This is a genomic window from Pseudomonas saxonica (genome assembly GCF_007858365.1).
In the GTDB taxonomy this organism is placed as follows: Bacteria; Pseudomonadota; Gammaproteobacteria; order Pseudomonadales; family Pseudomonadaceae; genus Aquipseudomonas; species Aquipseudomonas saxonica.
This window is the reverse complement of record NZ_VFIO01000009.1, coordinates 1-23,202: the sequence shown is the minus strand read 5'-3', so window position 1 is coordinate 23,202 and position 23,202 is coordinate 1. Positions and strand designations below refer to the sequence as shown.

Genomic DNA, 23,202 nt, shown 5'->3' with positions numbered 1-23,202 from the left:
TTTACCGGCATGTGCTGTCGCATTCAGGTATGAGCCAGCGCCCAAAATGAAAATCACCCACCTGTATTTTCATCCCCTGAAGCTACTCATCCGCAATGCGCGCCCGCTTGAGCAACTTCTTGCTGCGCGGCGACAAATGCACCACCCGCAGGTGTTTACCGGCCTTCTTGTAGCGCTCACGCAAGGTGTCGAGTGCGGCAATGGCCGAGTAGTCGGCGAAGCTCAAATGGCTGCAATCGAGGGTCACGTGGGCCGGGTCGTTAGCCGGATCAAATTGCTTGAGAAAGGCCGTGGTGGACGCGAAAAACAGCGTGCCGTGAACGCGGTACAGCTTGCTGCCATCGCTCTGCACCTCGGTGTCGGCATACAGTTGGCGCGCGTGTTGCCAGGCGAAATTAAGCGCCGCAATGATCACTCCGCACATCACCGCCACCGCCAGATCGGTGAACACGGTAATCACCGTCACCGCGATGATGACCAACACGTCGTTCAACGGCACTTTGTTCAGCACCCGCAGGGAGGCCCAGGCGAAGGTCTGCTGTGACACAACGAACATCACCCCGACCAAAGCCGCCAGCGGAATGCGCTCAATAAACGGTGACAAAAACAGCACGAACAACAGAATCATGACCCCCGCCGTAACCCCCGACAAACGGCCGCGACCGCCCGAACTGAGGTTGACCACGGTTTGGCCGATCATCGCGCAGCCGCCCATACCGCCAAACACGCCAGATACCATGTTCGCCGCGCCCAGTGCTACGCACTCGCGGTCGGGAAAACCTCGGCTTTCAGTGATTTCGTCAGTCAGATTGAGGGTCAGCAAGGTCTCAAGCAGACCGACCATTGCCATCACCAATGCATAGGGAGCGATGGTGCTCAGGGTCTCCAGATTCCACGGCACCTGCGGCAGGCTAAACGTTGGCAAACCGCCGGCGATATGGGCCATGTCGCCCAATGTACGGGTCGGCAAACCCAGCAGGTAAACCGCCAGCCCCACACCCAGAATCGCTATCAAGGCGGGCGGCGCAGCACGTGTCAGACGCGGCAGCAGATAGACGATGGCCATAGTCAGCGCCACCAGACCGATCATCAGGTACAACGGCATGCCGCTCAGCCAGGTGCCGCCGTCCTTGAAGTGATCGAGCTGGGCCAGCGCAATCACAATCGCCAGCCCGTTAACGAAGCCCAGCATCACTGAATGCGGCACCATGCGCACCAGCTTGCCGAGTTTGAGCAAGCCGAACGCCAACATGATCAGACCGCTCAGCAGCACGGTGGCCAACAGGTATTGCACGCCGTGTTGCACCACCAACGCGACGATGACCACGGCCATCGAACCCGCAGCGCCAGAGACCATGCCGGGCCGACCGCCGAACAGTGCAGTGAGGGTGCAGATGATGAACGCACCGTACAGCCCCATCAGAGGGTTGAGATGCGCCACCAGCGCGAAGGCGATGCACTCGGGCAGCAGGGCGAACGACGTCGTGAGCCCGGCCAGTACATCAGCGCGCAGACGTTTGAATTTCATGGAGTACCTAAAAGACAGGACAAACGGAGGGGAGTATCGAGAAACGGATGGTAACAAATCCTTACAGGGATATATCAACCCGTAGCAGCTGCCGAAGGCTGCGTCCGATTGCAAAGCGATCGTAAATTCTGCAATCACGGTGTACTGGTTACACCGCAATGGCTGAATTTACGACGGCTGCGCCGCCGGACGCAGCCTTCGGCAGCTGCTACGGGTGATGTGTGTGGAGGGTTACTTCACCACCTTACCCACTCCGCGACCACGGGGGTCGGAGGCGGTTTCGAGCTGGGTGCCGTTGACCCGGATGGCTTGAATATCGCCCATGTTCCAACCCTGATCTTCCAGGGTGTAGCCCATGGCTTTCAGCTCATCCGCCACTTTGCCGGTGATGGGTGCATACGCGTCGTAGTAGATCGTGTCTTTAGGCAGCAACTGATGATGCACACGCTGCGCAGCCACGGCTTTTTGCAGCGGCAGGTCATAGTCGTAGACGTTGTTCAACACTTGAAAGATCGAGGTGAAGATCCGCGAACCGCCTGGCGTGCCCAACACCAACGTAACGTTGCCGTCTCGCGTGACCAGGCTTGGGCTCATCGACGACAGCATGCGCTTGCCCGGTTCGATGGCGTTGGCGCTGCCACCCACCACACCGAAACCATTGGCAACGCCCGGTTTGGAACTGAAGTCGTCCATTTCGTCGTTAAGCAAGAAACCCGCGCCTTTAACCACCACCCCGCTGCCGTAATCAAAGTTCAGCGTGTAGGTGTTGCTGACCGCGTTGCCGTCTTTGTCGACGATGGAGAAGTGCGTAGTCTGATGCGGCTCAAGCCCCGCTTTGACGTTGGCCGTCGGCGAGATCGCCTTCGGGTTGATTTCAGCCGCCCGCTTGGCGATGTACACGGGGTCAATCAATGCGGCCACCGGCATCTTGCCGAAACCCGGATCACCCAGGTAGTCGGCGCGGTCTGCAAACACGCGTTTCTCGATTTCGGCGAGCAGGTGGATATACGGCGCGGAGTTCAGCTCAACGCCTTTGAAATCGGCAGCGCGGGCTTCCTTGATGCCGATCAGTTGCGCCAGCGCAATCCCGCCCGAGCTGGGCAGCGGCGCGGTGTACAAGGTATTACCGCGCCAGTCGACCCGCATCGGTTCACGCCATTGGGCCTTGTACTCGTTCAGGTCGTCCTTAGTAATCAGGCCTTTGTCCTGCTGCATTTGTGCAACCAGCAGGTCGGCGGTTTTGCCGTGGTAGAAATCTTTGGCGCCCTGGTCGGCGATGCGCTCCAGGGTTTCGGCCAGCTCAGGCTGCTTGAAGGTCTGACCATTTTTCATGCTGCCAAAGTAGTCAGCGAAATTGGTCGTGCCGTTAAACAGCTTTAACGCATCTTCGCGGTACTGGTATTGCTTGTCGGCCACCGTGAAGCCGTTTTTCGCGTAGCCCACAGCAGGGGTCAGCAGCTCACTCCAGGGCAATTTGCCAAACCGTTGATGCGCCTCCCACAAGCCCATCACCGTACCCGGCACCCCCGCAGCTCGCGCGCCGACCAAGCTCATGTTTTCGACAATCTCGCCTTTGTCATTCAGGTACATGTCGCGACTGGCCGCCTTGGGCGCCGTTTCGCGATAGTCGAGAAAGTAGGGTTTGCCGTCGATAAACAAGGTCATAAAGCCCCCGCCACCGATGTTGCCGGCTTCAGGGTAGGTCACGGCCAGTGCAAAAGCGGTGGCGACCGCTGCGTCAACGGCATTGCCGCCCTTTTTGAGAATTTGCTCAGCGACATCAGCGCCGTATTGATTGGGAGCCGCCACCGCGCCGCCTTCAAGCGTGACAGCAAACACGGATGAGCTGGCTGCGATAGCCGCCGTCAGGGCCAAGGTTTTAAACCACACAATGCGCATTCAACACTTCCTTTTATTGTTTTTAAAACGTGCCCAAACCTTGTCTCATTTCAGACACGTTTTCAAACAAGAAATAAAAATGCAGAACGGCGCGCCGGGTTCAGTCAGGCAAGCGAGTCTCGACCAGAAGCGATTCCACCAGACTGCGCGCCATCTCGACGCCATGAATGACGCTCCATAACTGTTCAGCGTCGTAGCCGTTGAGGTGAGAGCGGATGTCATCGGCCGTCAGCTCTGCGCCCTTGAGCAACAAAGAGGCGTGTGTGAGGGCGTCTTGCAGGGTAATGCCGGGGTTGGTGCTGAATAACGCGGTGCCCTTGTGGGCGCAGGTCAGCAGAGGTGGGTCAGGGACGATTTTGTTCATATCAAAGATTCTCAAAACGGGCGAATGGAACTGCTACCAATCCGCTGTCATTCGGAGAAGGTGGCAGTTGCGTGCAGGTGACAGACCGAAGAGAACCAGCAAGACTCGGCGCACTCGAAAGTGCCCTACACGCAACCGCCATAACACGTTGAAGTGTTCTAACGCTGTCTTAATGATTCTCAGCGGTCTGTCATAACCGGTCACTTTTGCAAGTGACTCGGCGAGACTATCCACGCTTTTCGAGAGCCGCAAGACGGTCAGGATTCTCTAGGAAACGTCGCTCAATAGAAAGGGAAGCGTCGGGTCAGACGTTGCCATATGTGTAGGCACGAGGGTTATTTTCGGCCGTCACATTCCGCGTAACTGGCCAGCTTGGTCTGGATAAAGTCCAGAAAGCACTGAATGCGCAGCGCCAACTGCGAGTTGCGGTAGTACACCGCATGGATGGGCTGGCGGTAGCCGCTGTTGAAATCAGCCAAGACCACCTGCAACCGGCCGGTACTGATGTCTTCATGGGTCATAAAGTGCGACAGGCAGGCAATGCCCTGCCCTTGCAACGCCAGATGACGCACCGTCTCACCACTGGAAGCGCTGATGGCGGGTTGAATCGCCCAGCGATCACCCTGTGCATAACGCAGGGGCCATTGGTTGAGGCCATCGTTCTGGGTAAAGCCGATCAGGGTGTGATTGGCCAATTCAGCCACGCTGGTGGGCGCGCCGTGACGGGCGATGTAGTCGGGGCTGGCAAGAATGTTTAGCGGGCTGCACCCCAACGAGCGGGCATGCAAGGTCGAGTCGGCCAAAGGACCAATGCGAATGGCAATATCTGTGCTTTGCTCCAGCAAGTCGATAATCAGGTCATTGCTGTTGAGCTCAAGCTGAATCTCGGGGTAGAGCGCACGAAACTCGGGGATGTAAGGCACGATGGCGTGCAGCACAAAAGGCGCGGCGGCATTGATCCGCAAACGCCCGGACGGCGTGCGCTGGTGCGAAATCAGGCGCTCTTCCAGCTCTTCCATCTGCGCCAGGATCACCTTGGCACGCTCAAAGAAGAATTTGCCTTCTTCAGTCAGGTCCATGCGCCGGGTGGTGCGATTGATCAGCGTGGTATCGAGCTTGGCCTCCAGCCGTGACAGCGTGCGGCTGACGGCTGAAGGCGTTTGCCCGGCCTGCTCGGCGGCTGAGGAAATGGACCCGCACTCAATCACCGAGACAAAGATTTGCAGCTCATCGGATCTGGCTTTCACACGTGCCCCTCATTGAATAACGACGTAGCGTAGTCGCTGAGGAGCGAAACGAGTGTAAATCTGCACCTTGGCGGCAATCTGTTAACCGTTCAGACCAAACACTTCAGCCAAGTGCTGCTCGTAACGAGCCGCGTCAACGTCTGGCTGCGGACGCTTCATGACGTCAACGCACAGGAAGGTCGGCAAACCGGTCATACCAAGGAACTCGTTGGCTTTGTGGAACGGGAAGTACACCGCGTCCACACCTTTGCCTTCAAAGAAGTCCGCCGGATCGTCAAACGCTTGCTGCGGTGCATTCCAGGTCAGTGACAGCATGTATTTTTTACCGTGGATCAGACCACCGCTTCCGTAGCGCTGCGAAGCGTCGGAACGGGTGCGCCCGTCGCTGGCGTAGAGCTTGCCGTGCCCTTGGGTGAACACTTCATCGATGTATTTTTTTACGATCCAGGGTGCGCCCATCCACCAGCCTGGCATTTGGTAGATCACCACGTCCGCCCACAGGTATTTTTCGACTTCTTCGGCAACGTCATAGCCTTCGTCGATGTGGGTGACTTTGACTTCAAAACCCTGGCGATCAAAAAACGCCAAGGCCGTGTCATGCATCGTCAGGTTGTAGCGGCCATCGGAGTGTGCAAATTTTTTAGCGCCGTTTAGTAGAAGAATCTTTTTCATCGTCAGCCTCATCAGGAGTTAACCCTCAGCGCTGTTGAGCGACTTGGGGCGTTAAAGGTTTAAATCATGAGAAGCAGGATATAGAGCCTTGCACCACAGAAAAACCCGCGCCCGGACAAATAGCTTTTGCCCTGTAGTCACAAATCAATATTTGATTGTTGCCAAAGTGACCTAGCCACCGTTCAGCAAATGCGGCCCCGGCATGGCCATGCCGATAAAGAACACCCGCTTGAACACCGTCGCGCTGATGCGCTGGCGCCGCCCCCGGGCTACGTAGGAAATTTCTCAGAGTCGTTTTCGCCTGTATGCCTGAATTTTTAGCCGGAGTAATATCCGGGGCTTCCCGCCACCCGGGGCGCGAGGCGCCGTGGGTGATTTGATCAACTACCGATAACAACAACGTGCAGGACACTTGATGGCTGACACTAACTCCCCCCCGGTCACACTCAAACGCGGTTTAAAAAACCGCCATATCCAGCTGATTGCCTTGGGCGGCGCTATCGGTACAGGCTTGTTTCTGGGTTCGGCGGGCGTACTCAAATCGGCCGGGCCGTCGATGATTCTGGGCTATGCCATTGCCGGTTTTATCGCCTTTCTGATCATGCGCCAGCTGGGCGAGATGATCGTCGAGGAGCCCGTCGCCGGCTCGTTCAGTCACTTTGCCCACAAGTACTGGGGCGGCTATGCGGGTTTTCTGTCGGGCTGGAATTATTGGGTGCTCTACGTGCTGGTGGGCATGGCCGAACTGACAGCAGTCGGTAAATACATCCAGTTCTGGTGGCCCGAAGTCCCTACGTGGGTCAGTGCCGTGGTGTTCTTCGTACTGGTCAACCTGATCAATACCTTGAATGTAAAAGTCTTCGGCGAGATGGAGTTTTGGTTTGCCATCATCAAGGTCGTGGCGATTGTCGGCATGATCGTTCTGGGCTGCTACCTGCTGATCAGCGGTACGGGCGGCCCGCAAGCATCCTTCAGCAACCTGTGGAGCCACGGCGGATTCTTCCCCAATGGCGGCACTGGGCTGTTGATGGCCATGGCCTTCATCATGTTTTCGTTTGGTGGTCTGGAGTTGGTGGGCATCACGGCAGCCGAGGCCAGCGAACCGAAAAAGGTCATCCCCAAGGCCATCAACCAGGTGGTGTACCGCATCCTGATTTTCTACGTGGGTGCCCTGACCGTGTTGCTGGCCCTGTACCCGTGGGATCAGTTGCTGGTCACACTGGGTGCGGGTGGCGATGCCTATGGCAGCAGCCCCTTTGTGCAGATTTTTGCCTTGATCGGCAGCGACACCGCCGCGCAAATCCTCAATTTCGTGGTGCTGACTGCAGCCCTGTCGGTCTATAACAGCGGTGTGTACTGCAACAGCCGCATGCTGTTCGGCCTGGCCGAGCAAGGTGATGCGCCTAAAGCGCTGATGAAACTGACCAAAAACGGCGTGCCTTTACGCGCACTGGGTCTGTCAGCGCTGGTGACGTTACTGTGCGTGGTGGTCAACTACGTGGCGCCGCATAAAGCGCTGGAACTGCTGTTTGCGCTGGTGGTTGCCTCGCTGATGATCAACTGGGCGTTGATCAGCCTCACCCACCTCAAGTTCCGCAAAGCCATGGCCGTGAAAGGTGTGACGCCTGGGTTCAAAGCGTTCTGGTCGCCGTTCAGCAACATTCTGTGCCTGGCCTTTATGGCCGTGATTATTGCGGTTATCTGGATGATCCCCGACGTTCGCGCCTCGGTGTACGCCATCCCGGTATGGTTGCTGATCATTTATGGGTTTTATCAGGTGCGCTTGAGCACCGGCAGGCCACTGTCCAGGCGCTAACGTCACATCAAAAGCCCCTCACCCTAGCCCTCTCCCAGAGGGAGAGGGGACTCAAGCAAAAGCGGATAGGTGTAGCACCACAGCTCAGCCCCCTCTCCCTCTGGGAGAGGGTTGGGGTGAGGGAACAAATGTCAGTGAACGCAAAAACCCGGGAAATCCGCCCGACGCGGACTCCCGGAAAAAACCCTATTCGGGTTTGCGATAGCTATTGATGATGGCCGAGAAGTCTTTACCACCCTCCCCGCGCAAACTCATGGCTTGATACAACTGCTGAGCCACAGCGCCCATCACGACAGGTTGGTGGGCCTGACGAGCCGCTTCCGTGGCCAGTCCCAAATCCTTGAGCATCAGTTCGGCACCAAAACCGCCGGTGTAACCCCGTGATGCCGGTGCAGTTTCGACAATACCGGGCCAAGGGTTGTAGACCTCGGAGCTCCAGCAACGCCCGGTAGAACTGTTGATCACCCCGGCCAGAACTTCGCTGTCGATCCCCAGCGCCGCGCCCAAGGCCATGGCCTCGCTGACGCCCACCATGGAAATCCCAAGCAGCAGGTTGTTGCAGATTTTAGCCACTTGACCGGTGCCCACATCCCCGCAATGGACGATGTTGCGGCCCATGTGCGCAAGTACGGGGTGCAGGGTGTCAAAGAGCGCTTGCGATGCACCGACCATGAACGTCAGGGTGCCCGCTTGTGCCCCGCCCGTACCCCCGGACACCGGTGCGTCGGCCATCTGTACCCCTTGCCGGGCAGCAGCGGCTGCAACATCACGGGCAGTTTGCGGGTCGATCGTGCTGCAATCCACGGCAGGCACACCTTCACCGATACCCGCCAGTACGCCGTCTTCCCCCAGCCATACACTGCGCACATGGGCGGCGGCCGGCAGCATGGTGATGACCAGCTCAGTGCCTTGGGCAGCCTCGCGGGGTGACTGACTGATGTGCCCGCCCAGCACGGCCAGCTCTGCCAGAATGTCTTTGTTCAGATCGAACAGGTTCAACGAATGTCCGGCTTTGAGCAGATTGCGCGCCATCGGTGCGCCCATATTGCCCAAGCCGATAAATGCGATATTCATGATCGTGCCCTCAACGAAGGTTGATGGTGGTGTTGACGCCATCATTCACGCTGTCATCGTCAAACCAGCGACTGGTGACGGTTTTAGTTTGGGTATAGAACTGCACGACTTGTTTGCCGTACGGGCCAAGATCGCCGAGTTTCGACCCACGTGAGCCGGTGAAGCTGAAAAACGGCACCGGCACTGGAATCGGAATGTTGATACCGACCTGACCCACATCAATTTCGGTCTGGAACTTGCGCGCAGCAGCGCCGCTTTGGGTAAACAGCCCCGTGCCGTTGCCGAACGGATTGGCGTTGACCAGCGCGATGGCTTGATCGAGGGTATCCACTTCTATAACCGCCAGTACCGGGCCAAAGATTTCCTGTGTGTAAATCTGCATGTCGGTGGTCACGCCCGAGAACAAGGTCGGGCCGATAAAGTTGCCCTGCTCAAACCCCGGCACGTTGACGTCGCGCCCGTCCAGTTCAAGCACTGCCCCTTCTTTGATCCCGCTTTCAATCAACCCCAGTACGCGCTCTTTGGCACGCTTGGAAATCACCGGCCCAACGTCAGTGCCCGCTTCGCTGCCGGCATTAACCTTGAGCTTTTGCGCCAGCGCCTTGAGGTCGGGCAGCCACTGCTTGGCCGCGCCCACCAGCACCACCACCGACGTAGCCATGCAGCGTTGGCCGGCTGCGCCAAAACCCGCACCGACCAGCGCATTGAGGGTTTGTTGACGATTGGCATCGGGCAGTACCACGGCGTGGTTTTTGGCTCCCATCATCGATTGCACCCGCTTGCCATGACGGCCCGCCAGGTCATACACATGGGTGCCCACGGCTGTCGAGCCGACAAAGGACACGGCCTTGATGTCAGTGTGCGTGCACAGGGCATCCACTACATCCTTGCCGCCGTGCACCACGTTCAGCACACCCGGTGGCACACCGGCTTCCAGCGCCAGCTCCACCAGCATCAGGGTCGACAGCGGGTCTTGCTCAGAAGGTTTCAGAACGAACGTGTTACCGCAGGCAATCGCCATCGGAAACATCCACAGCGGAATCATGGCCGGGAAGTTAAACGGCGTGATGCCCGCACAGACACCAATGGGCTGACGCAAGGTGTAGGTATCCACTCCGCCTGCAACGTTTTCGGCGAACTCACCCATCTGCAACGTACCGATGGAGCACGCGTGTTCGACCACTTCCAGGCCCCGAAAAATATCACCCTCGGCGTCGGCAATGGTTTTGCCCTGCTCAGCACTGAGCACAGTGGCAATACGCTTGGAGTGTTCACGGATGAGCGCTTGCAGCTTGAGCATGATGCGCATGCGCGCGCCAATCGGTGTCAGCTTCCAGGTTTGAAAGGCACGCTGGGCAGCAGCAATCGCCGCGTTGACTTCAGAGGCTGTCGCGAAAGGCACTTTGGCCAGCACCTGCTGAGTGGCCGGGTTGACGATGTCGTGCCACTCGGTGGTCTGCGACTCGATCCATTCGCCATCGATCAGCAAGCGGGCATTTTGATACGGGGTGTTAGGAACGCTCATGGAGGTCTCCGACATTATTTTTATGAGTACGTACGCCCGGATTGGTCGCAGGACAGTTTTTGGAGTATAGGTGTGCGTTCTTCTAATAAGAACGCACATATAAGCCGGTCAAACATGCAAAAAAACATCACCTCGTTAAGCGCTTTGAACTGGGACGACCTGAAGTTTTTTCTGGAGGTGGCCCGCACCCGCAAAGCCAGCAGCGCCGCTAAACGCCTGGCAGTCGACTACACCACCGTGTCGAGGCGGATCAGTTCGCTGGAAAGCGCGCTGGGTACGTTGCTCTTTGAGAAGTCGCGCACCAATGGCTTCACTCTGACCCCTGAAGGCCAGCGCTTATTGGGTTATGCCGAGTCGATTGAAAGCACGCTGCACATGGCTTGCGAACAAGTGTCAGGTTCAGGGGTAGCGTTATCAGGGCATGTACGCATGGGCTGTACCGAAGGCTTTGGCAGCTTCTTCATCACCCCGCAGTTAAGCCACTTTGTGGACACCTACCCGGCGATTTCGGTAGATATCCTGCCGCTGCCGCACTTCATCAGCCTGTCCAAACGCGAAGCCGATATCGTCATTGCGCTGGAGCGCCCGGAGCATGGGCCGTATGTGTGCTGCAAACTGTGCGACTACCGCTTGCAACTGTTTGCCACTCAGGACTACCTGGACAAACACCCGCCCATCCGCCGGGCGGCTGACTTGCAGGAACACCCCTTTATTAGCTACGTCGACGATCTGGCGTTCAGTTCAGAGCTGCTGTACCTGGCTAATGTGGTGCCCGGCGCCAGCGCCACCTTGCGCAGCACCAGCGTGATTGCGCAATTCGTGGCCGCGCAGCAAGGGCGTTCGCTGGCGATACTGCCGTGTTTTCTGGCGGCCCAGGACCCACGGCTATTGCCTGTACTGCCCAACGAAATCAACCTCACCCGACAGTTCTGGATGTACTGCCGGGAGGACCTGAGGAAACTCAAGCGGATCACCCTGCTGTGGGATTACATCCGTGAGGTGACTGAGCTGAATGCACCTTTATTGCGGGGGGAAACGCGGGAGCTCAAGTTTGCGGGCTCACCCATCGGTGTTAATCCGTAATCACCACAATGGCCACCCGCCGGTTTTCGGTTCGCCCGGCGCGGGTCTTGTTGGTCGCCACCGGTATGCTGCTGCCCAGGCCGAGGGTCTGGATATTTTCCGGGCGCATCCCCACGCTGATTAGCACGTTGGCCACACTGTTGGCGCGGCGCAAAGACAGCTGCTGGTTGTAGGAGTCTTTGCCCGAGCTGTCGGTATGACCTTCTACCCGCACACGCGGGATGTCTGCCGCGACCAAGGCAGTGCCGATGCGCTCCACGATGGCCTGACTTTGGGCATTGAGCACTTCAAGGTCACTGCCGAACAGCACCTTGCCCGACAAATCAAATGCCCAGCCTTCGTCAGTCAACTCAAAACCTTGTTGTTTCAACACCGCGATCTGCGCTGCAGTAAGGCCTTTAGGCGGTGTGGTCTGGCAACCGGTTAACAACACTGCGGCCAGTAACAGGGCAACGCTAAATAACTGCACATAACGCTGAGTCAACTCACGCATGGTGGAACAGCTCCTGAAGTATTGGGGGTTACGGAGCACTCCAGCTTCGCAACGTGTTGGCCGCCACGGGCGAGGCGTTTGGCATGGTACATCGCTGAGTCTGCTGCACACAGCAGCGAGTCCGGGTGGGTGCCATGCTCAGGGTAAGCCGCAATGCCGATACTGAAAGAGGTGACAACGCTGAATTGCCCCGGCAGAGAAATAGGCTCACGCATGCTGGCGATGATCTTCTCCGCAATACGCTGGGCGTCTTCGATCTTGTGCAGCGGCGTCAGTAAAATCGCAAATTCGTCCCCGCCCAGTCGCGCAACCACATCGTTTTCACGTAGCAAGGCGCGGATGCGGGCGGCCACCGTGATCAACACCACATCACCCGCCGCATGGCCATAGGTGTCATTGATGTCTTTGAAGCGGTCGCTATCGAGAAACAGCACAGCGGCTTTTTCATGGGTGGTGTTTAGAGAACGCAGCGTGCGCGCCAACTGTGTTTCAAAGTAGGCACGGTTGGGCAATTCGGTCAGTGAGTCATGATTGGCCTGATGCACCAGCGCCTGGTTTTGATGTTGCAGATGGCTTTGCCACGACTCCAGCTCATCGAGCAACGCGTTAAAGTCATTGCCCAGGCTGTTCAGCTCGGCAATCTGCGCCGCAGGCACGCGCTGATCGAATGCGCGCTCGATGCGTACCGCATGCGCCACTTCGGCCAGTTGTTGTAACGGGCCGGTTATACCGCCATGCATGCGCCGCGAAAGATGCAGTGCACTCCATACACTCAGCGCCGTGCACAGCAATACACCTAACAGTCCGCTGATCAAAAACCGCAACAAATTGGCTCCGTGGGTACGGATCCTCACTTCACCGATCTGCTGACCTTGACGCTCAATCGGAACCGTTACCGGCTGATTCAACAAGTGATCTGCCAGCCACATCTCTGCCCTGGACAACAACCCGTTTTCCGGACGCTGCCACTGCGCCAGTAACTGACCATTGGCCTTGAACACTTGAGCGTCAGCGACAGCGGCTGTGGAGGCAATCAAGGCCAGCGCTTCTGACGCAGCCGCCTTGTCATCGAACACCACTGCCGCTTCGACGGTGTAATTGATGGCACGCGCCAGCAAGTGCACGTTGTTGTCGGCGTACACCTTGAGTGCCAACGTGCCCAACAGCGTCATCGAGGTGCTGGCCAGCACGACGGCGACCAATGCCACGCTCAAATGCCCGCGGCGCAGCACCGAACGCAATTGGCGATGAACAGGCAGCCTTTTATCCCGGCTCATGTCTGATCACCCCGACGATGTGACAATTGCAACACCCGAGGGTGGATCCGCACGCCACTGCGGGCGACAGAATCGAGGTTGACCTCAAACGACACGTTCTCATCGCCCACCTTCAGGCAAAACAAACTGCCGACGCTGCACGAATCCACCTGTTCGCTAATGCTCAGGACCGCTTGGCCCGACAGTTGATCGAACACACTTCGCCGGTCTTCAGCGCTGAGTTTGCCTAAGTAGAGCGCGTTGCAATGTTTGATAAGCAAGGGATCAGTGACCAGCACTCGGCGCACCTGCAACGCCCTGCCGCTGGCCTGAGTCGCGCCTTTTAGCAGGTCATCGGCGTACTCGGTCGGGCCAACCACACACAGCTGCAAATACGCCGGTTCGATGGGCCAACGCGCATAGCTGAGAATGCCAAGCACCACTTGGGCGACATTTTTGGCACGTTGATCGACCTGATTCAGAAGCACTTCGGATTGAGCCAAGCAGGGGGTGCCTAGCAATAGGAGGTGAAGAGACAGGCGTTTCAGGCCGTTTCTCCAACCTTGTCGTATCGAGAAAACAGCCACATCCATGCAGGAAATCTCGGTAAACATTGTAGGAATAATGCCGGGAATGTATCACAGGCTTCGCATTAACTGTGACAGACTTCACATAACCGGCTATCCAAAAGTAGGTAACCGTACTGTTTATACACTGCGTTTAAAGGGTACCGCTTCCCTGCGCGGGCCTGCAAATGAGTCGTGTTGAGCTACCCGAGCCCCAACATTAACCCGCTCAGGCGTTTGACCTTGCGTGCGACGGCTTCCTCAAACACTCCAGCCCGCGGTTCTATCAGGCTGAACCAGTGCTTGGCCCGCGTGATGCCGGTATAGATGAGCTCTTTGGTCAGGACCGGGTTAAGGGCTTCCGGCAGCACCAGCGCGGTGTGCGAAAACTCCGAGCCTTGAGATTTGTGCACCGTCATGGCGTACACCGTTTCGACATCATTGAGCCGACTCGGCAGTACAAAACGAATACCGCCCTGCCCATCATTGCGGGCAAAGGCGACCCGCAGCACATGGCGCTGCTTGTCTCCATCACGCTCCGGCAGTTTGAGTGCGATGCCGATATCACCATTCATTAACCCCAGGCCGTAATCATTGCGGGTCATTAGCACGGGGCGCCCTTCGTACCACTGTTGATCACCGTCTATCAACTTGCGGGCAAACAACGTGCGTGTGATGCGTTCGTTCAAACCTTCCACACCCCAAGGACCTTTACGCACGGCGCACAGTACCTGGAACGCTTCGAATGCCTCCAGTACTTGCCCCGCCCAAACGGACCAGCAAGGGTCTTCAAGGCCTGCATCGGCTGATGGACGCCGGTCACGCAGTACCTCAAGGTAATGCCGATAGCCTTTGGCCTGCGCACCGCGCCCTTCCAGCGCCAGACGCTCGAACCCCCGGTCTTGCTCCCCCTTGAGGGGCAAGGTAAACAGATCCTCGTGATGGCCCGCGACCAGCAACGCCCGCGCGTCATGGGACTGTTGCCGGTTCACCAGACGAGAAAGCTGGCCAATACCGCTGCCTTCTCCAAAACGACGCGAGTGACGCAACATGACCACTTGTTGGGCGAGCGGATGAGTACCGTCCAGGTCTTGTTGCAAATCGCTGCCCGCAAGGTTTTCCCCACTGACCTGCTCCAGCCATGCCCGGGTCTGCGGGGTGTACCAGCCCGCTTCGGCATCGCGACACAAATCGCCCAGCACCGCGCCGGCTTCAACCGAGGCCAACTGGTCCTTGTCCCCCAACAGCACCAGCCGCGCATGGTCAGGTAATGCATCGAGTAAATTGGCCATCATCTCCAAGTCGATCATGGAGGCTTCATCGACCACCAACACATCCAGCGGCAGCCGATTGCCCGCGTGATGGCGAAAGTGCCGTGTACCCGGTCGGCTGCCCAGCAGGCGGTGAACCGTGGTGACATCACTCGGGATTTTTTGGCGAACGCTGTCAGCCACTTCCAATGATTTGACTTGCAGGCTGATGGACTCGGTCAAGCGTGCAGCCGCTTTGCCGGTCGGTGCAGCCAGACGAATTCGCAACGGCGCTCCGGCCTCCACGGCCGGGGCCTGCAGCAGGGCCAGCAGGCGCACTACGGTGGTGGTTTTGCCGGTGCCGGGGCCGCCCGTTACGATGCTGAAGGCCCCTCGGGTCGCTAAGGCGCAGGCCAGTTTTTGCCAGTCAATCGGTGCAGGCTGTGCCGGGCTGCCGAACAAACTGTTGAGGCGCGCCGGCAAATCCTCAGGCGTGACCTGCGGGGCAGACAGACGTTGGCGCAAAGCGCTGTCGATTCGCCGCTCATACGCCCAATAACGACGTAAATACAGACGGCGGTCGCTCAGCACCATGGGACGACTGCTCGCCTCTGAGCAGTGTCCTGCGTGCTCAACCAAAGCGCTGGCCTGCAAGGCAGCACACCACGCGTCACCCTCCAGCGCTTCGAGCAATTGCGAAGGCAGCAGCATGGCGCCCGTCTGCACATCGCCTTCAGGGGGCAGAGACAGTGCAAAGTCGGGCTCTTTCAGGGTTTCGAACAGATCCAGACAGACATGGCCGTGACCCAGTTGGTGGCTGGTCAGCGCCGCCGCCAGCAGCACCAACGGATCCCCTTCGGGGTCGCGCTCATGCAGGAAAGCGACAAACGCTTTATCCAGCGCCCGTAGCCACCCGCGCTCTACCCAACGCTCCAATAGCAGCAACAGATCATCGGCTCGCGTCAAAGGTTGTAAACGGGCAAGGCTTTCAGCCGTCAACGGCGTGGGCAACAGTTCGGCAAACGAACGACTCATAACAATTCTCCCTGTTCCCATGCCGGTTCAGCCTGCTGAGGCTGAGGTTTGCCCTGGAACATCAGGTCCAGGCTTTCGATCAAGTGTCTGGGCGGCCTCGTAAAGAACACCCCCTGCCCTTGGGAGCGAGTGCCCCGCAAGAATAAATACAACGCGCCGCCCATGTGCTGGTCGTAGTCGTAGTCAATCAGCCGCGCCTTGAGTTGACGGTGCAGGGCCAACAGGTACAACACGTATTGCAGGTCGTAGCGATTATCCAGGATCGAGGTGGTCATCGCCTGTTCGGTGTAGGCCGCATCGTCGATACCCAGCCAATTGGATTTGTAATCCGCGACGTAATAGCGCCCTGCATGCTCGAACGTGAGGTCGATAAAGCCTTTGAACATGCCATTGAGCAGGCTCGGTTCAGCCGCCGCACGTGGCGCACCGCCGTGGGTATGTTGGCGCACCAGTTTATCGAGTTGCAGCACGTCGACCTTGTGGCTGGCAAACCAGAATTCCATTTCGATCTGGTATTGATTCAAGCCGCTCAGTACCACTGCGGGTTGACCATTGTTCAGGCGCAGGGGTTCGTGTTGCAGATGCAGCAACCAGTCGCTCAAGGTCTCAATCCAGCCTTGCCAGCCACGTCGATTACAACGTCGCGCGACGGCATCGTTGACGGCGGTAGCGTCAGCCTTGAAACCTTCGCCGCCGGCCCATTCCAGCAGACCGTGCAAGAAGGTGCCGGGATTGGGCCCACGAGGGAAGCGGTGAATGTCGCCGCCGGTGAGTAACACGTCACGGGGCGCATCAGGATCGAGTCGCTCATCATCCGAGAGCTTTTGAGCCAATGCGCTTTCCGGTGCCTCGGCAGGGCTGAGGCTGTCGCCAATACGCAACGCGCTGTAGGACGCTATCCACCAGTTTTCGGCTGCGCGCCGAGCCGGGATCAACGGCTTGAGTAATGTGGCCTGGTTAATTGGCGGAACAAAGTACGCGGGGCTGGGCAATGGCACCGGCTGGCAATCAATGGCCGGGCAATCTTGCTGTGCGTCCGCCAGCCAGCGCGCAAGGCCTACGGATTCGGCCAGCACGGCGCCGCCCCCAAGCAAATAACCCAACGCAGACAGGTGCAGAGTCGAGCGATTATTGTTGCCGCGCTTAAGGTCGGCAACGCCCAGCCAGCAGGCATGCTGGGCACGGGTCAGGGCCACATAAAGCAAACGCAGGTCTTCGGCCAGACGCTCGTCATCGGCCTGAGCGATCAGTTCGGGTGTGGCTTTCAAACTGACCTGGGCGTTACCCGCCGCGTCGTGGTAATGCAGCGGCAAACGGCTGCCATCCACCGGCTTGGTCGAGCAAATAAATGGCAAGAACACCAGCGGGTATTCCAGCCCTTTTGACTTGTGGATCGTGACCACTTTTACCAGTTGCTCATCGCTTTCAAGGCGCAGGATCTGGTCTTCTGCGGCCTGACCCGACAAGGCCAGATGCTCGGCCAGATGGCGGATAAGCGCTTGCTCACCATCCAGCTCGGCAGCAGCCTGCTGCAACAGTTCAGACAGGTGCAAGACGTTAGTTAACACGCGCTCACCGTCCGGGCGGGCAATTAATGTGCGGGGTAATTCAAAGTCATGCAGCAGGCGTCGCAACATGGCCAACACGCCTTGTTTGCGCCAGATTTCGCGGTAACCCCGAAACTGCATAACACGACGTTCCCACGCCAGTTCGTCCTGATTCAGACGCTCTAGCTCAATTAGGGGCAGGTCCAACGTGATACAGGCCAGTGCGGCGCGCAGTGGGCGCTCGACATCCGGTTCGGCACAGGCTTTAAGCCAGGCCAGCACATCGTGGGCCTCCTGCGCGGCGTAGACCGAATCTTTGTCTGACAAGTAAACACTGCGCACGCCACGGGTCGACAATTCGCGCCGCACAGCCTGTGCTTCTTTACCGTCACGAACCAGAATCGCAATGTCAGCCGGCAATACTCCGCGCAGCGGATGTCCCTCCTGAGCAAACCCGCATCGACCTTGCTGGCCGCCATTGAGCAACTCGACAATCTGGCTGGCACACACGGCCGCCAGTTGCTGACGATACACCGCACCGGAAACGGGCTGTTCGGAGGGCAATTGCCAAAGGTTCATGGCGGACACCGGCTGCCCATCCAGTTGCAGGATTTCTTTTCGGCCCTGGGATTTAACCGAGACAAACGGCACAGGGTTTTCAGAGCCGTCACGGAATAAAAACGCACCGCGTCCTGTGTCGCGCTGCTCAGCTCGTGCAAACACGTGGTTCACCGCATCCACCATCGCGTGGCTGGAGCGAAAGTTGGTGTCCAGTGTGTGCAGTCGGCCTTGAGTGGCATGACGGGCGCGCAGGTAGGTGTAAATGTCGGCACCGCGAAAAGCATAGATCGCCTGCTTCGGGTCGCCGATCAGAAACAACCCCGTCTCAGGGCTGTTGTCTTCGATACGGTAAATGGTTTCGAAGATGCGGTACTGCACCGGGTCGGTGTCCTGGAACTCATCGATCAGGGCCACCGGGAACTGCTCGCGAATCAAGGTCGCCAGACGCTCACCGCCATCAGCCTGCAATGCGGCATCAAGCCTGAGCAGCATATCGTCAAAGCCCATCTCGGCACGGCGGCGTTTTTCTTCCTCAAAACGCGCGCTCACCCAACGCGCAGCATGCTCCAACACCGCAGCGTCAGGGCTGGGTAAAGCGTCCAGTGCGGCTTTCAGGCCGGCCATGGCATCCAGACCCGGATGCTGAGGCGGCTGCCCTTTCCAGGCTTCGGCCATACCGTCGGGTGTCAGACGCGTGAATCCCGTGCTCAGGTCCAACTGTTCCAGTGTGTCGTCCTCAGCCCATGAGCTGAGTTTCTCGAACCAGGGCTCAAAGTAACGCGCTTGCATCTTGCGACCGTCGACACTTTTACTGGCTACACCTTGCAGGCAAATGTCGCGCAGTTCCTGGGCCCATTGCAGCCACGGGGTTTTGAGCTGCGTGAGCACCTGACGGCGCTCCTGCAGGCACGTCTCGATAATCTGCGCGGGGTTTTGTGCGGGGTCTACGCCCGCCCGCGAACTGCCAAACAGCGCACGTATACGCGGCAACAAGGCATCAGGGCCACTCAGGTTTGCACGTACCCAGTTCAGCGCGTCACCGTGCATGGGGTAGCAAAACAGGCGCCAGTAATCGCGCACAACTTCGCCCAGCAAGTCGCTGTGGTCGGTTTCCAGTGTCTGAGTGAACAGGCTGCCACTGTCGAATGCATGCTCTCGCAGCATCCGCTGACACCAACTGTGGATAGTCGAAACGGCGGCTTCGTCCATCCATTGTGCGGCAATGTCGAGCCGACCTGCGCATCCTGGCCATTGTTCGGGCGAAAATTGGTCTCGCAGTTGCGCAACCAAAGCGTCCGGCGCCTGGATCTCGTCGCGGAAGAACCGCGCAGCTTCGGCAAGGCGGGTGCGGATACGGTCGCGCAACTCTTTGGTGGCAGCATCCGTGAAGGTCACAACGAGAATTTGTGGCGGTAACAATTCGCGGCCAAACCCGGCGCCCTGCGCTCCGTGCCCCAGAATCAAACGCAGATAGAGGGCCGAGATGGTGAAGGTCTTGCCGGTGCCGGCGCTGGCTTCGATCAGTTGGCTGCCGTGCAGGGGAAAGGCCAGCGCCAAGGGTTCTTTTTGCGCATTCATTAGCGTGCCACCTCGCTGGTCAGTGAACGCCAAGGGGCGTCAAACAAGGGGCGATACAGGGCGTCGCACCAGTCTTCAAATTCATGGGTGGCAATCAGCGCCGCATAGTCCGGGAACTGACGGGCGAGCGCAGCACTTTCGCGGCGCTCGCCATTACTGGTCTGCCCATCACCTTCGTAAGCTTTTTGTGCTGCCGCCTCTGCTTTGGCCGGATCGCTCTGGGCCAACCAGGCGAAGGCTGTTTTGACCGCGATAGGCAGCGGGCGACTCATCCCGACCTTCCAGGCCAGCAACAGATTGCCGAGAATGTCCCGGGCTTGTTGAGGCTGCATAGGCTCAAGCAACAAGGTGTCATCGCTGGCGACCAATGCAGTGGACATGGGCAAGCCGCTGGCGCAGGCAACCAGATGATTCACCCACGGACGGGTCAAGCGGTGCCATTTACGGGTTTTGATCGCGCCAATGCTGTTGGGAATCGTGGTGACGGAGAGTAGGCCGTTGTCACTTCGCTGATGCAGATTGCCGAGCCACCCTTCCAGTTTCAGCCCATGTTCTTCGAGGCTGACAGGCAAGGCGCTGCTCAGTGGCTTAGGCCAAAGCGTCAGCAACTGTTGATAGCGCTGCAATACGTCGGGCAACGGTTCTATCAATTCGTGCTGCAAGCACTCTCCAAACCCGGCCATCGGTAACAGGCCGCTGCCTTGCAGGCGCAGGGCGCGGTTGTGCAAGGCTTGCTCCAGTTGATCGGGCTGCGCCAAGGCGGCTTCGAGCAAGCTGTCGCTCAGGGTGTAACGCTGTAAAGCATCGAGGACGAAAGGCTCTTCATCCGCAAGAGGCACTTCTGCGGCTTCAAAGAACACTTTCAAACGTTGACTGAAGAAGTGGCGCACCGGATTGCGCAAAAAGTCCTGCAGTTGAGTCAGGTTCAGGGGTTCTTCTTGTTCGTGTGCCGTGAGTGACCCGGGTTGAGCCGGGGCATCCTGAAATTCGTGCAATTGCTGCCACTCACGGGCGTAGCTGAAGAGGCTGGGGTTACCTTCATGGAAATAGCGGGTGCTGAAAGGTTGCAACGGATGCTCTTGCGTCATGGCTTCAAGCAGATCACTGCCACCCTGATGTTTCCAGCCACTGGCGATATGATCGCGCAGTTGTCCGATCAGAACGCAGGCCGGGCGCTCGCTGTTGTCGCGGATACTGCGCCCTACCCAACTGATGTACAGCTGATCACGTGCCGAGAGCAGCGCTTCAAGCAACAAATAACGGTCATCTTCACGGCGCGAGCGATCGCCGGGGCGATAGTCACTGCCCATCAAGTCGAAATCCAGCGGCGGTTGCGCACGTGGGTAGTCGCCGTCATTCATACCGAGCAAGCACACCAGTTTGAACGGGATGGCACGCATCGGCATCAGGGTGCAAAAGTTGACCGCACCGGCCAGGAATCGCTGGGACAGTTTGCCTTGGTCGAGACCTGCCAGCCACGCCTCACGAACAACCGTGAGCGGCAACTCATCTTGCAGGCCAACCAACTCACAGGTTTCGAGCCAGTTCTCTCGAAGTTCTTCAAGCTGGGCCAGCAGGTAGTCGTCGTGCTCGGTTTCCGCCAGAAAGAAGAGTTGAACCAGCGCTTGCAGTCGTTCGCCCCATTGTTGAGGCAAGGCCGGTTGCGAGAGTTCCTGATGGGCAATTTCCAGCGCATCGAGCAGAGCCACCAGCGGGCCAATCAATACCGCATCCAGGCCGCCGATTTCATCGTAAGGTTCAATGCCATCACAGGCTTGACCACTGCCTACGGCATAGCCAAGCAGCATACGGCGCAGGCCGAATCGCCAACTGTTCTGCTCCAGTTGCGCCGGTAAGCCGAGGCCGGCGCGTTGTTGCGCATTCAATCCCCAGCGAATCCCTGCGCCTTCGATCCAGCGATGCAAGGTTGGTAGGTCGCGCTCTTTAACGTTGAAGCGTGCTCGTAGAGAGGGAACATCCAGAAGGTCGAGGATTTCGCTGACCGGGAAACGACTGTCAGGCAATTTGAGCAAGTGCTCGATGGCAATCAGCAGAGGATCACGGCCCCGCTGGCCTTGGTCGGCGAGGGTGTAGGGGATGAAACGGCGATCGTCGCGGTCAATCTGGCCAAATACGGCTCGAATATGAGGGGCGTAACTGTCGACGTCCGGCACCATTACAATCACGTCGCGTGGCTGTAACCCAGGATCTTCGCTGAAGCGGGCCAGCAATTGGTCGTGAAGGATTTCAACTTCACGCTGCGCGCTGTGGGCGATGTGAAAACGGATTGAACGATCCGTATCTAAATCAACAGCAGGCCATAGCTCACGTGTTTCATTGAGAGGACGCAGCTCAAGAATGTCGTCTTGTAGTTGGTTCAACAGGTTGAGTGGTTCTACTTCACTGAACAGGTCAATCCGTCCATCGCGAAAGGCGGCCCGATAACTGTTCGGATCGTCGTAACTGTCCAACAGGTTGATGTAGTCACGGCCCTGTTTGCCCCACGCAGCCAATAAAGGGTGAGCATGTTGATGCAGGATATCGACATCCAGCGCGGCTGGCATTCCGGCTTTGCGGGCTTGGCGTTTGTACTGGTGGCGCAGCAGATCTTTGTCCGCCACGATGTCAGACCAATGATGACGGCAAGGGTTGTGCACACACAGCAACACCTGACTAAAGCGGGCCAGACCTGCCAACGCTTCGAGTGCCTGAGCAGGCAACGATGAGATGCCAAAAACGATGACTCGGGCCGGCAAGCCGGGCGGCGCTTGTTCGAGGCTATTGATCCTGTCCATAAAACGCTGATGCACGCCGGCACGACTCTGCGACATGCCCTCTTCCCCTACGTCGAGCAGAAGTGCACGCCATAGCTCCGCTTGCCAGCAATTGGCCGGACTCAGGGCGGGGGTTTCGCCTCGTGCATTGCGCAGCTGGTGACGGCCTGCCGCCCAATCTTCAAGCCAATCAGCGCGATAAACCTGGTATTGGTCAAAGAGGTCGGCGAGGCGCTCTGACAATTGATAGCGCTTTCGCAGATCAGAGTCGTTGGTCAGAAACCGCTGCAACGGTTCGAAGTGCGGCTGATCAATAAGCGCAGGCAGCAAACGCATCAAACGCCAAGTGAGCGGGGCTTTATCAAGCAAGGATTTGGCGGGAATGTGCTCTGTGCCTAATACGATGCGATAGAGCTGCCACATGAAACTGCCGGGCAGTTGTACATCAACAGCGGCGGCAATCCCGCAGCCACCCAAGTCGTCATCCTGAGCATCTTCGGCCAGAGCGAGCTTCAGCCATTGAGCGATGCCATTACTCTGTACCAGTGCAATTTCGTTCTCCAGAGGTGCCAAGGGATAGCGCCGCATCCAGCTCACGACCAAGCCTCGCAATTCATCAAGGCGATTACCGTGAACGACCATAAAACCTGGATTCAGAGAAGTAGCGACCGGCATGAAGGCATCCTTAGGGAAGGCAATATCCAAAGACGAACCTTAACATTGCATGGGGGGGAGTTGCGCAAGCTGCAAGCGAACAGCGTGGGGCATGCAGAGGGTATTCAAACGTGTTGCTTGTCGATCGCTCGGGCTTTTTCGCGCACAAAAACAAACCCCCTGTCTGCGTGAGCAGACAGGGGGTTTGGAATTTAATCTTGACGATGACCTACTCTCACATGGGGAAACCCCACACTACCATCGGCGATGCATCGTTTCA

15 protein-coding genes and 1 pseudogene are annotated in these 23,202 nt (G+C 58.1%); 2 read left to right on the top strand and 14 right to left on the bottom strand.

Annotated features, from left to right (window positions below; translation table 11 throughout):
• Positions 1-82: 82 nt before the first annotated feature.
• The 6 genes and pseudogenes from FJD38_RS19135 to FJD38_RS24825 all read right to left on the bottom strand — a co-directional run.
• Positions 83-1,528 (bottom strand): SulP family inorganic anion transporter, encoded by a 1,446-nt coding sequence (locus FJD38_RS19135; protein ID WP_122783789.1) that lies wholly within the window; start codon positions 1,526-1,528, stop codon positions 83-85.
• A 231-nt stretch (positions 1,529-1,759) separates the two neighbouring features.
• Positions 1,760-3,427: a gamma-glutamyltransferase gene (gene ggt, locus FJD38_RS19130; protein WP_122783790.1), complete on the bottom strand. Its 1,668-nt coding sequence runs from the start codon at positions 3,425-3,427 to the stop codon at positions 1,760-1,762.
• Between the two features lie 100 nt (positions 3,428-3,527).
• Positions 3,528-3,791, bottom strand: a complete 264-nt coding sequence (locus FJD38_RS19125) for a DUF3077 domain-containing protein (protein ID WP_122783791.1) — start codon at positions 3,789-3,791, stop codon at positions 3,528-3,530.
• A 335-nt stretch (positions 3,792-4,126) separates the two neighbouring features.
• A complete protein-coding gene (locus tag FJD38_RS19120) occupies positions 4,127-5,038 on the bottom strand; it encodes a LysR family transcriptional regulator (protein WP_122783792.1) in 912 nt (303 codons plus the stop codon).
• A gap of 81 nt (positions 5,039-5,119) precedes the next feature.
• On the bottom strand, positions 5,120-5,710 hold the full coding sequence (gene mdaB, locus FJD38_RS19115) for an NADPH:quinone oxidoreductase MdaB (protein WP_122783793.1): 591 nt from the start codon (positions 5,708-5,710) through the stop codon (positions 5,120-5,122).
• 171 nt (positions 5,711-5,881) lie between these two features.
• Positions 5,882-5,968: pseudogene (locus FJD38_RS24825) on the bottom strand (sulfite exporter TauE/SafE family protein); the annotation flags it as partial.
• Between the two features lie 157 nt (positions 5,969-6,125).
• On the opposite strand from FJD38_RS24825, the gene FJD38_RS19105 reads away from it, so the two are divergent.
• Complete coding sequence (locus tag FJD38_RS19105; RefSeq protein ID WP_122783794.1) at positions 6,126-7,526, top strand: amino acid permease; 1,401 nt, start codon at positions 6,126-6,128, stop codon at positions 7,524-7,526.
• Between the two features lie 186 nt (positions 7,527-7,712).
• Here the strand turns inward: FJD38_RS19105 and mmsB are convergent, their stop codons facing one another.
• A complete protein-coding gene (gene mmsB, locus FJD38_RS19100; protein WP_146386916.1) occupies positions 7,713-8,600 on the bottom strand; it encodes a 3-hydroxyisobutyrate dehydrogenase in 888 nt (295 codons plus the stop codon).
• Between the two features lie 10 nt (positions 8,601-8,610).
• Positions 8,611-10,125: a CoA-acylating methylmalonate-semialdehyde dehydrogenase gene (locus FJD38_RS19095; protein ID WP_146386914.1), complete on the bottom strand. Its 1,515-nt coding sequence runs from the start codon at positions 10,123-10,125 to the stop codon at positions 8,611-8,613.
• 114 nt (positions 10,126-10,239) lie between these two features.
• On the opposite strand from FJD38_RS19095, the gene FJD38_RS19090 reads away from it, so the two are divergent.
• Positions 10,240-11,208 (top strand): LysR family transcriptional regulator, encoded by a 969-nt coding sequence (locus tag FJD38_RS19090; RefSeq protein ID WP_146386912.1) that lies wholly within the window; start codon positions 10,240-10,242, stop codon positions 11,206-11,208.
• Here the strand turns inward: FJD38_RS19090 and yfiB are convergent.
• From yfiB to recC, 6 genes are all read right to left on the bottom strand, one after another.
• Positions 11,198-11,701 (bottom strand): outer membrane lipoprotein YfiB, encoded by a 504-nt coding sequence (yfiB, locus tag FJD38_RS19085; RefSeq protein ID WP_122783798.1) that lies wholly within the window; start codon positions 11,699-11,701, stop codon positions 11,198-11,200. The genes FJD38_RS19090 and yfiB overlap by 11 nt on opposite strands.
• Complete coding sequence (dgcN, locus tag FJD38_RS19080) at positions 11,689-12,978, bottom strand: diguanylate cyclase DgcN/YfiN (RefSeq protein ID WP_122783799.1); 1,290 nt, start codon at positions 12,976-12,978, stop codon at positions 11,689-11,691. The genes yfiB and dgcN overlap by 13 nt, the downstream gene beginning before the upstream one ends.
• Positions 12,975-13,550, bottom strand: coding sequence for a regulatory sequestration protein YfiR (gene yfiR, locus FJD38_RS19075; protein ID WP_146386910.1), 576 nt, complete (start codon positions 13,548-13,550; stop codon positions 12,975-12,977). Before yfiR ends, dgcN begins: the two co-directional genes overlap by 4 nt.
• Positions 13,551-13,726: 176 nt before the next feature.
• Positions 13,727-15,808 carry an exodeoxyribonuclease V subunit alpha gene (gene recD, locus FJD38_RS19070; protein WP_146386908.1) on the bottom strand — a complete coding sequence of 694 codons (2,082 nt, stop codon included), beginning with the start codon at positions 15,806-15,808 and terminating at the stop codon, positions 13,727-13,729.
• Complete coding sequence (gene recB / locus FJD38_RS19065; protein WP_146386906.1) at positions 15,805-19,494, bottom strand: exodeoxyribonuclease V subunit beta; 3,690 nt, start codon at positions 19,492-19,494, stop codon at positions 15,805-15,807. Before recB ends, recD begins: the two co-directional genes overlap by 4 nt.
• On the bottom strand, positions 19,494-22,943 hold the full coding sequence (gene recC / locus FJD38_RS19060; protein WP_146386904.1) for an exodeoxyribonuclease V subunit gamma: 3,450 nt from the start codon (positions 22,941-22,943) through the stop codon (positions 19,494-19,496). Before recC ends, recB begins: the two co-directional genes overlap by 1 nt.
• Between the last annotated feature and the right edge of the window lie 259 nt (positions 22,944-23,202).

Excerpts from the sequence above, each read along its gene's own strand:
- FJD38_RS19135 (WP_122783789.1), bottom strand. The coding sequence starts at position 1,528 with ATGAAATTCAAACGTCTGCGCGCTGATGTACTGGCCGGGCTCACGACG.
- ggt (WP_122783790.1), bottom strand. The coding sequence starts at position 3,427 with ATGCGCATTGTGTGGTTTAAAACCTTGGCCCTGACGGCGGCTATCGCA.
- FJD38_RS19125 (WP_122783791.1), bottom strand. The coding sequence starts at position 3,791 with ATGAACAAAATCGTCCCTGACCCACCTCTGCTGACCTGCGCCCACAAG.
- mdaB (WP_122783793.1), bottom strand. The coding sequence starts at position 5,710 with ATGAAAAAGATTCTTCTACTAAACGGCGCTAAAAAATTTGCACACTCC.
- FJD38_RS19105 (WP_122783794.1), top strand. The coding sequence starts at position 6,126 with ATGGCTGACACTAACTCCCCCCCGGTCACACTCAAACGCGGTTTAAAA.
- mmsB (WP_146386916.1), bottom strand. The coding sequence starts at position 8,600 with ATGAATATCGCATTTATCGGCTTGGGCAATATGGGCGCACCGATGGCG.
- FJD38_RS19095 (WP_146386914.1), bottom strand. The coding sequence starts at position 10,125 with ATGAGCGTTCCTAACACCCCGTATCAAAATGCCCGCTTGCTGATCGAT.
- FJD38_RS19090 (WP_146386912.1), top strand. The coding sequence starts at position 10,240 with ATGCAAAAAAACATCACCTCGTTAAGCGCTTTGAACTGGGACGACCTG.
- yfiB (WP_122783798.1), bottom strand. The coding sequence starts at position 11,701 with ATGCGTGAGTTGACTCAGCGTTATGTGCAGTTATTTAGCGTTGCCCTG.
- dgcN (WP_122783799.1), bottom strand. The coding sequence starts at position 12,978 with ATGAGCCGGGATAAAAGGCTGCCTGTTCATCGCCAATTGCGTTCGGTG.
- yfiR (WP_146386910.1), bottom strand. The coding sequence starts at position 13,550 with ATGGATGTGGCTGTTTTCTCGATACGACAAGGTTGGAGAAACGGCCTG.
- recD (WP_146386908.1), bottom strand. The coding sequence starts at position 15,808 with ATGAGTCGTTCGTTTGCCGAACTGTTGCCCACGCCGTTGACGGCTGAA.
- recB (WP_146386906.1), bottom strand. The coding sequence starts at position 19,494 with ATGAATGCGCAAAAAGAACCCTTGGCGCTGGCCTTTCCCCTGCACGGC.
- recC (WP_146386904.1), bottom strand. The coding sequence starts at position 22,943 with ATGCCGGTCGCTACTTCTCTGAATCCAGGTTTTATGGTCGTTCACGGT.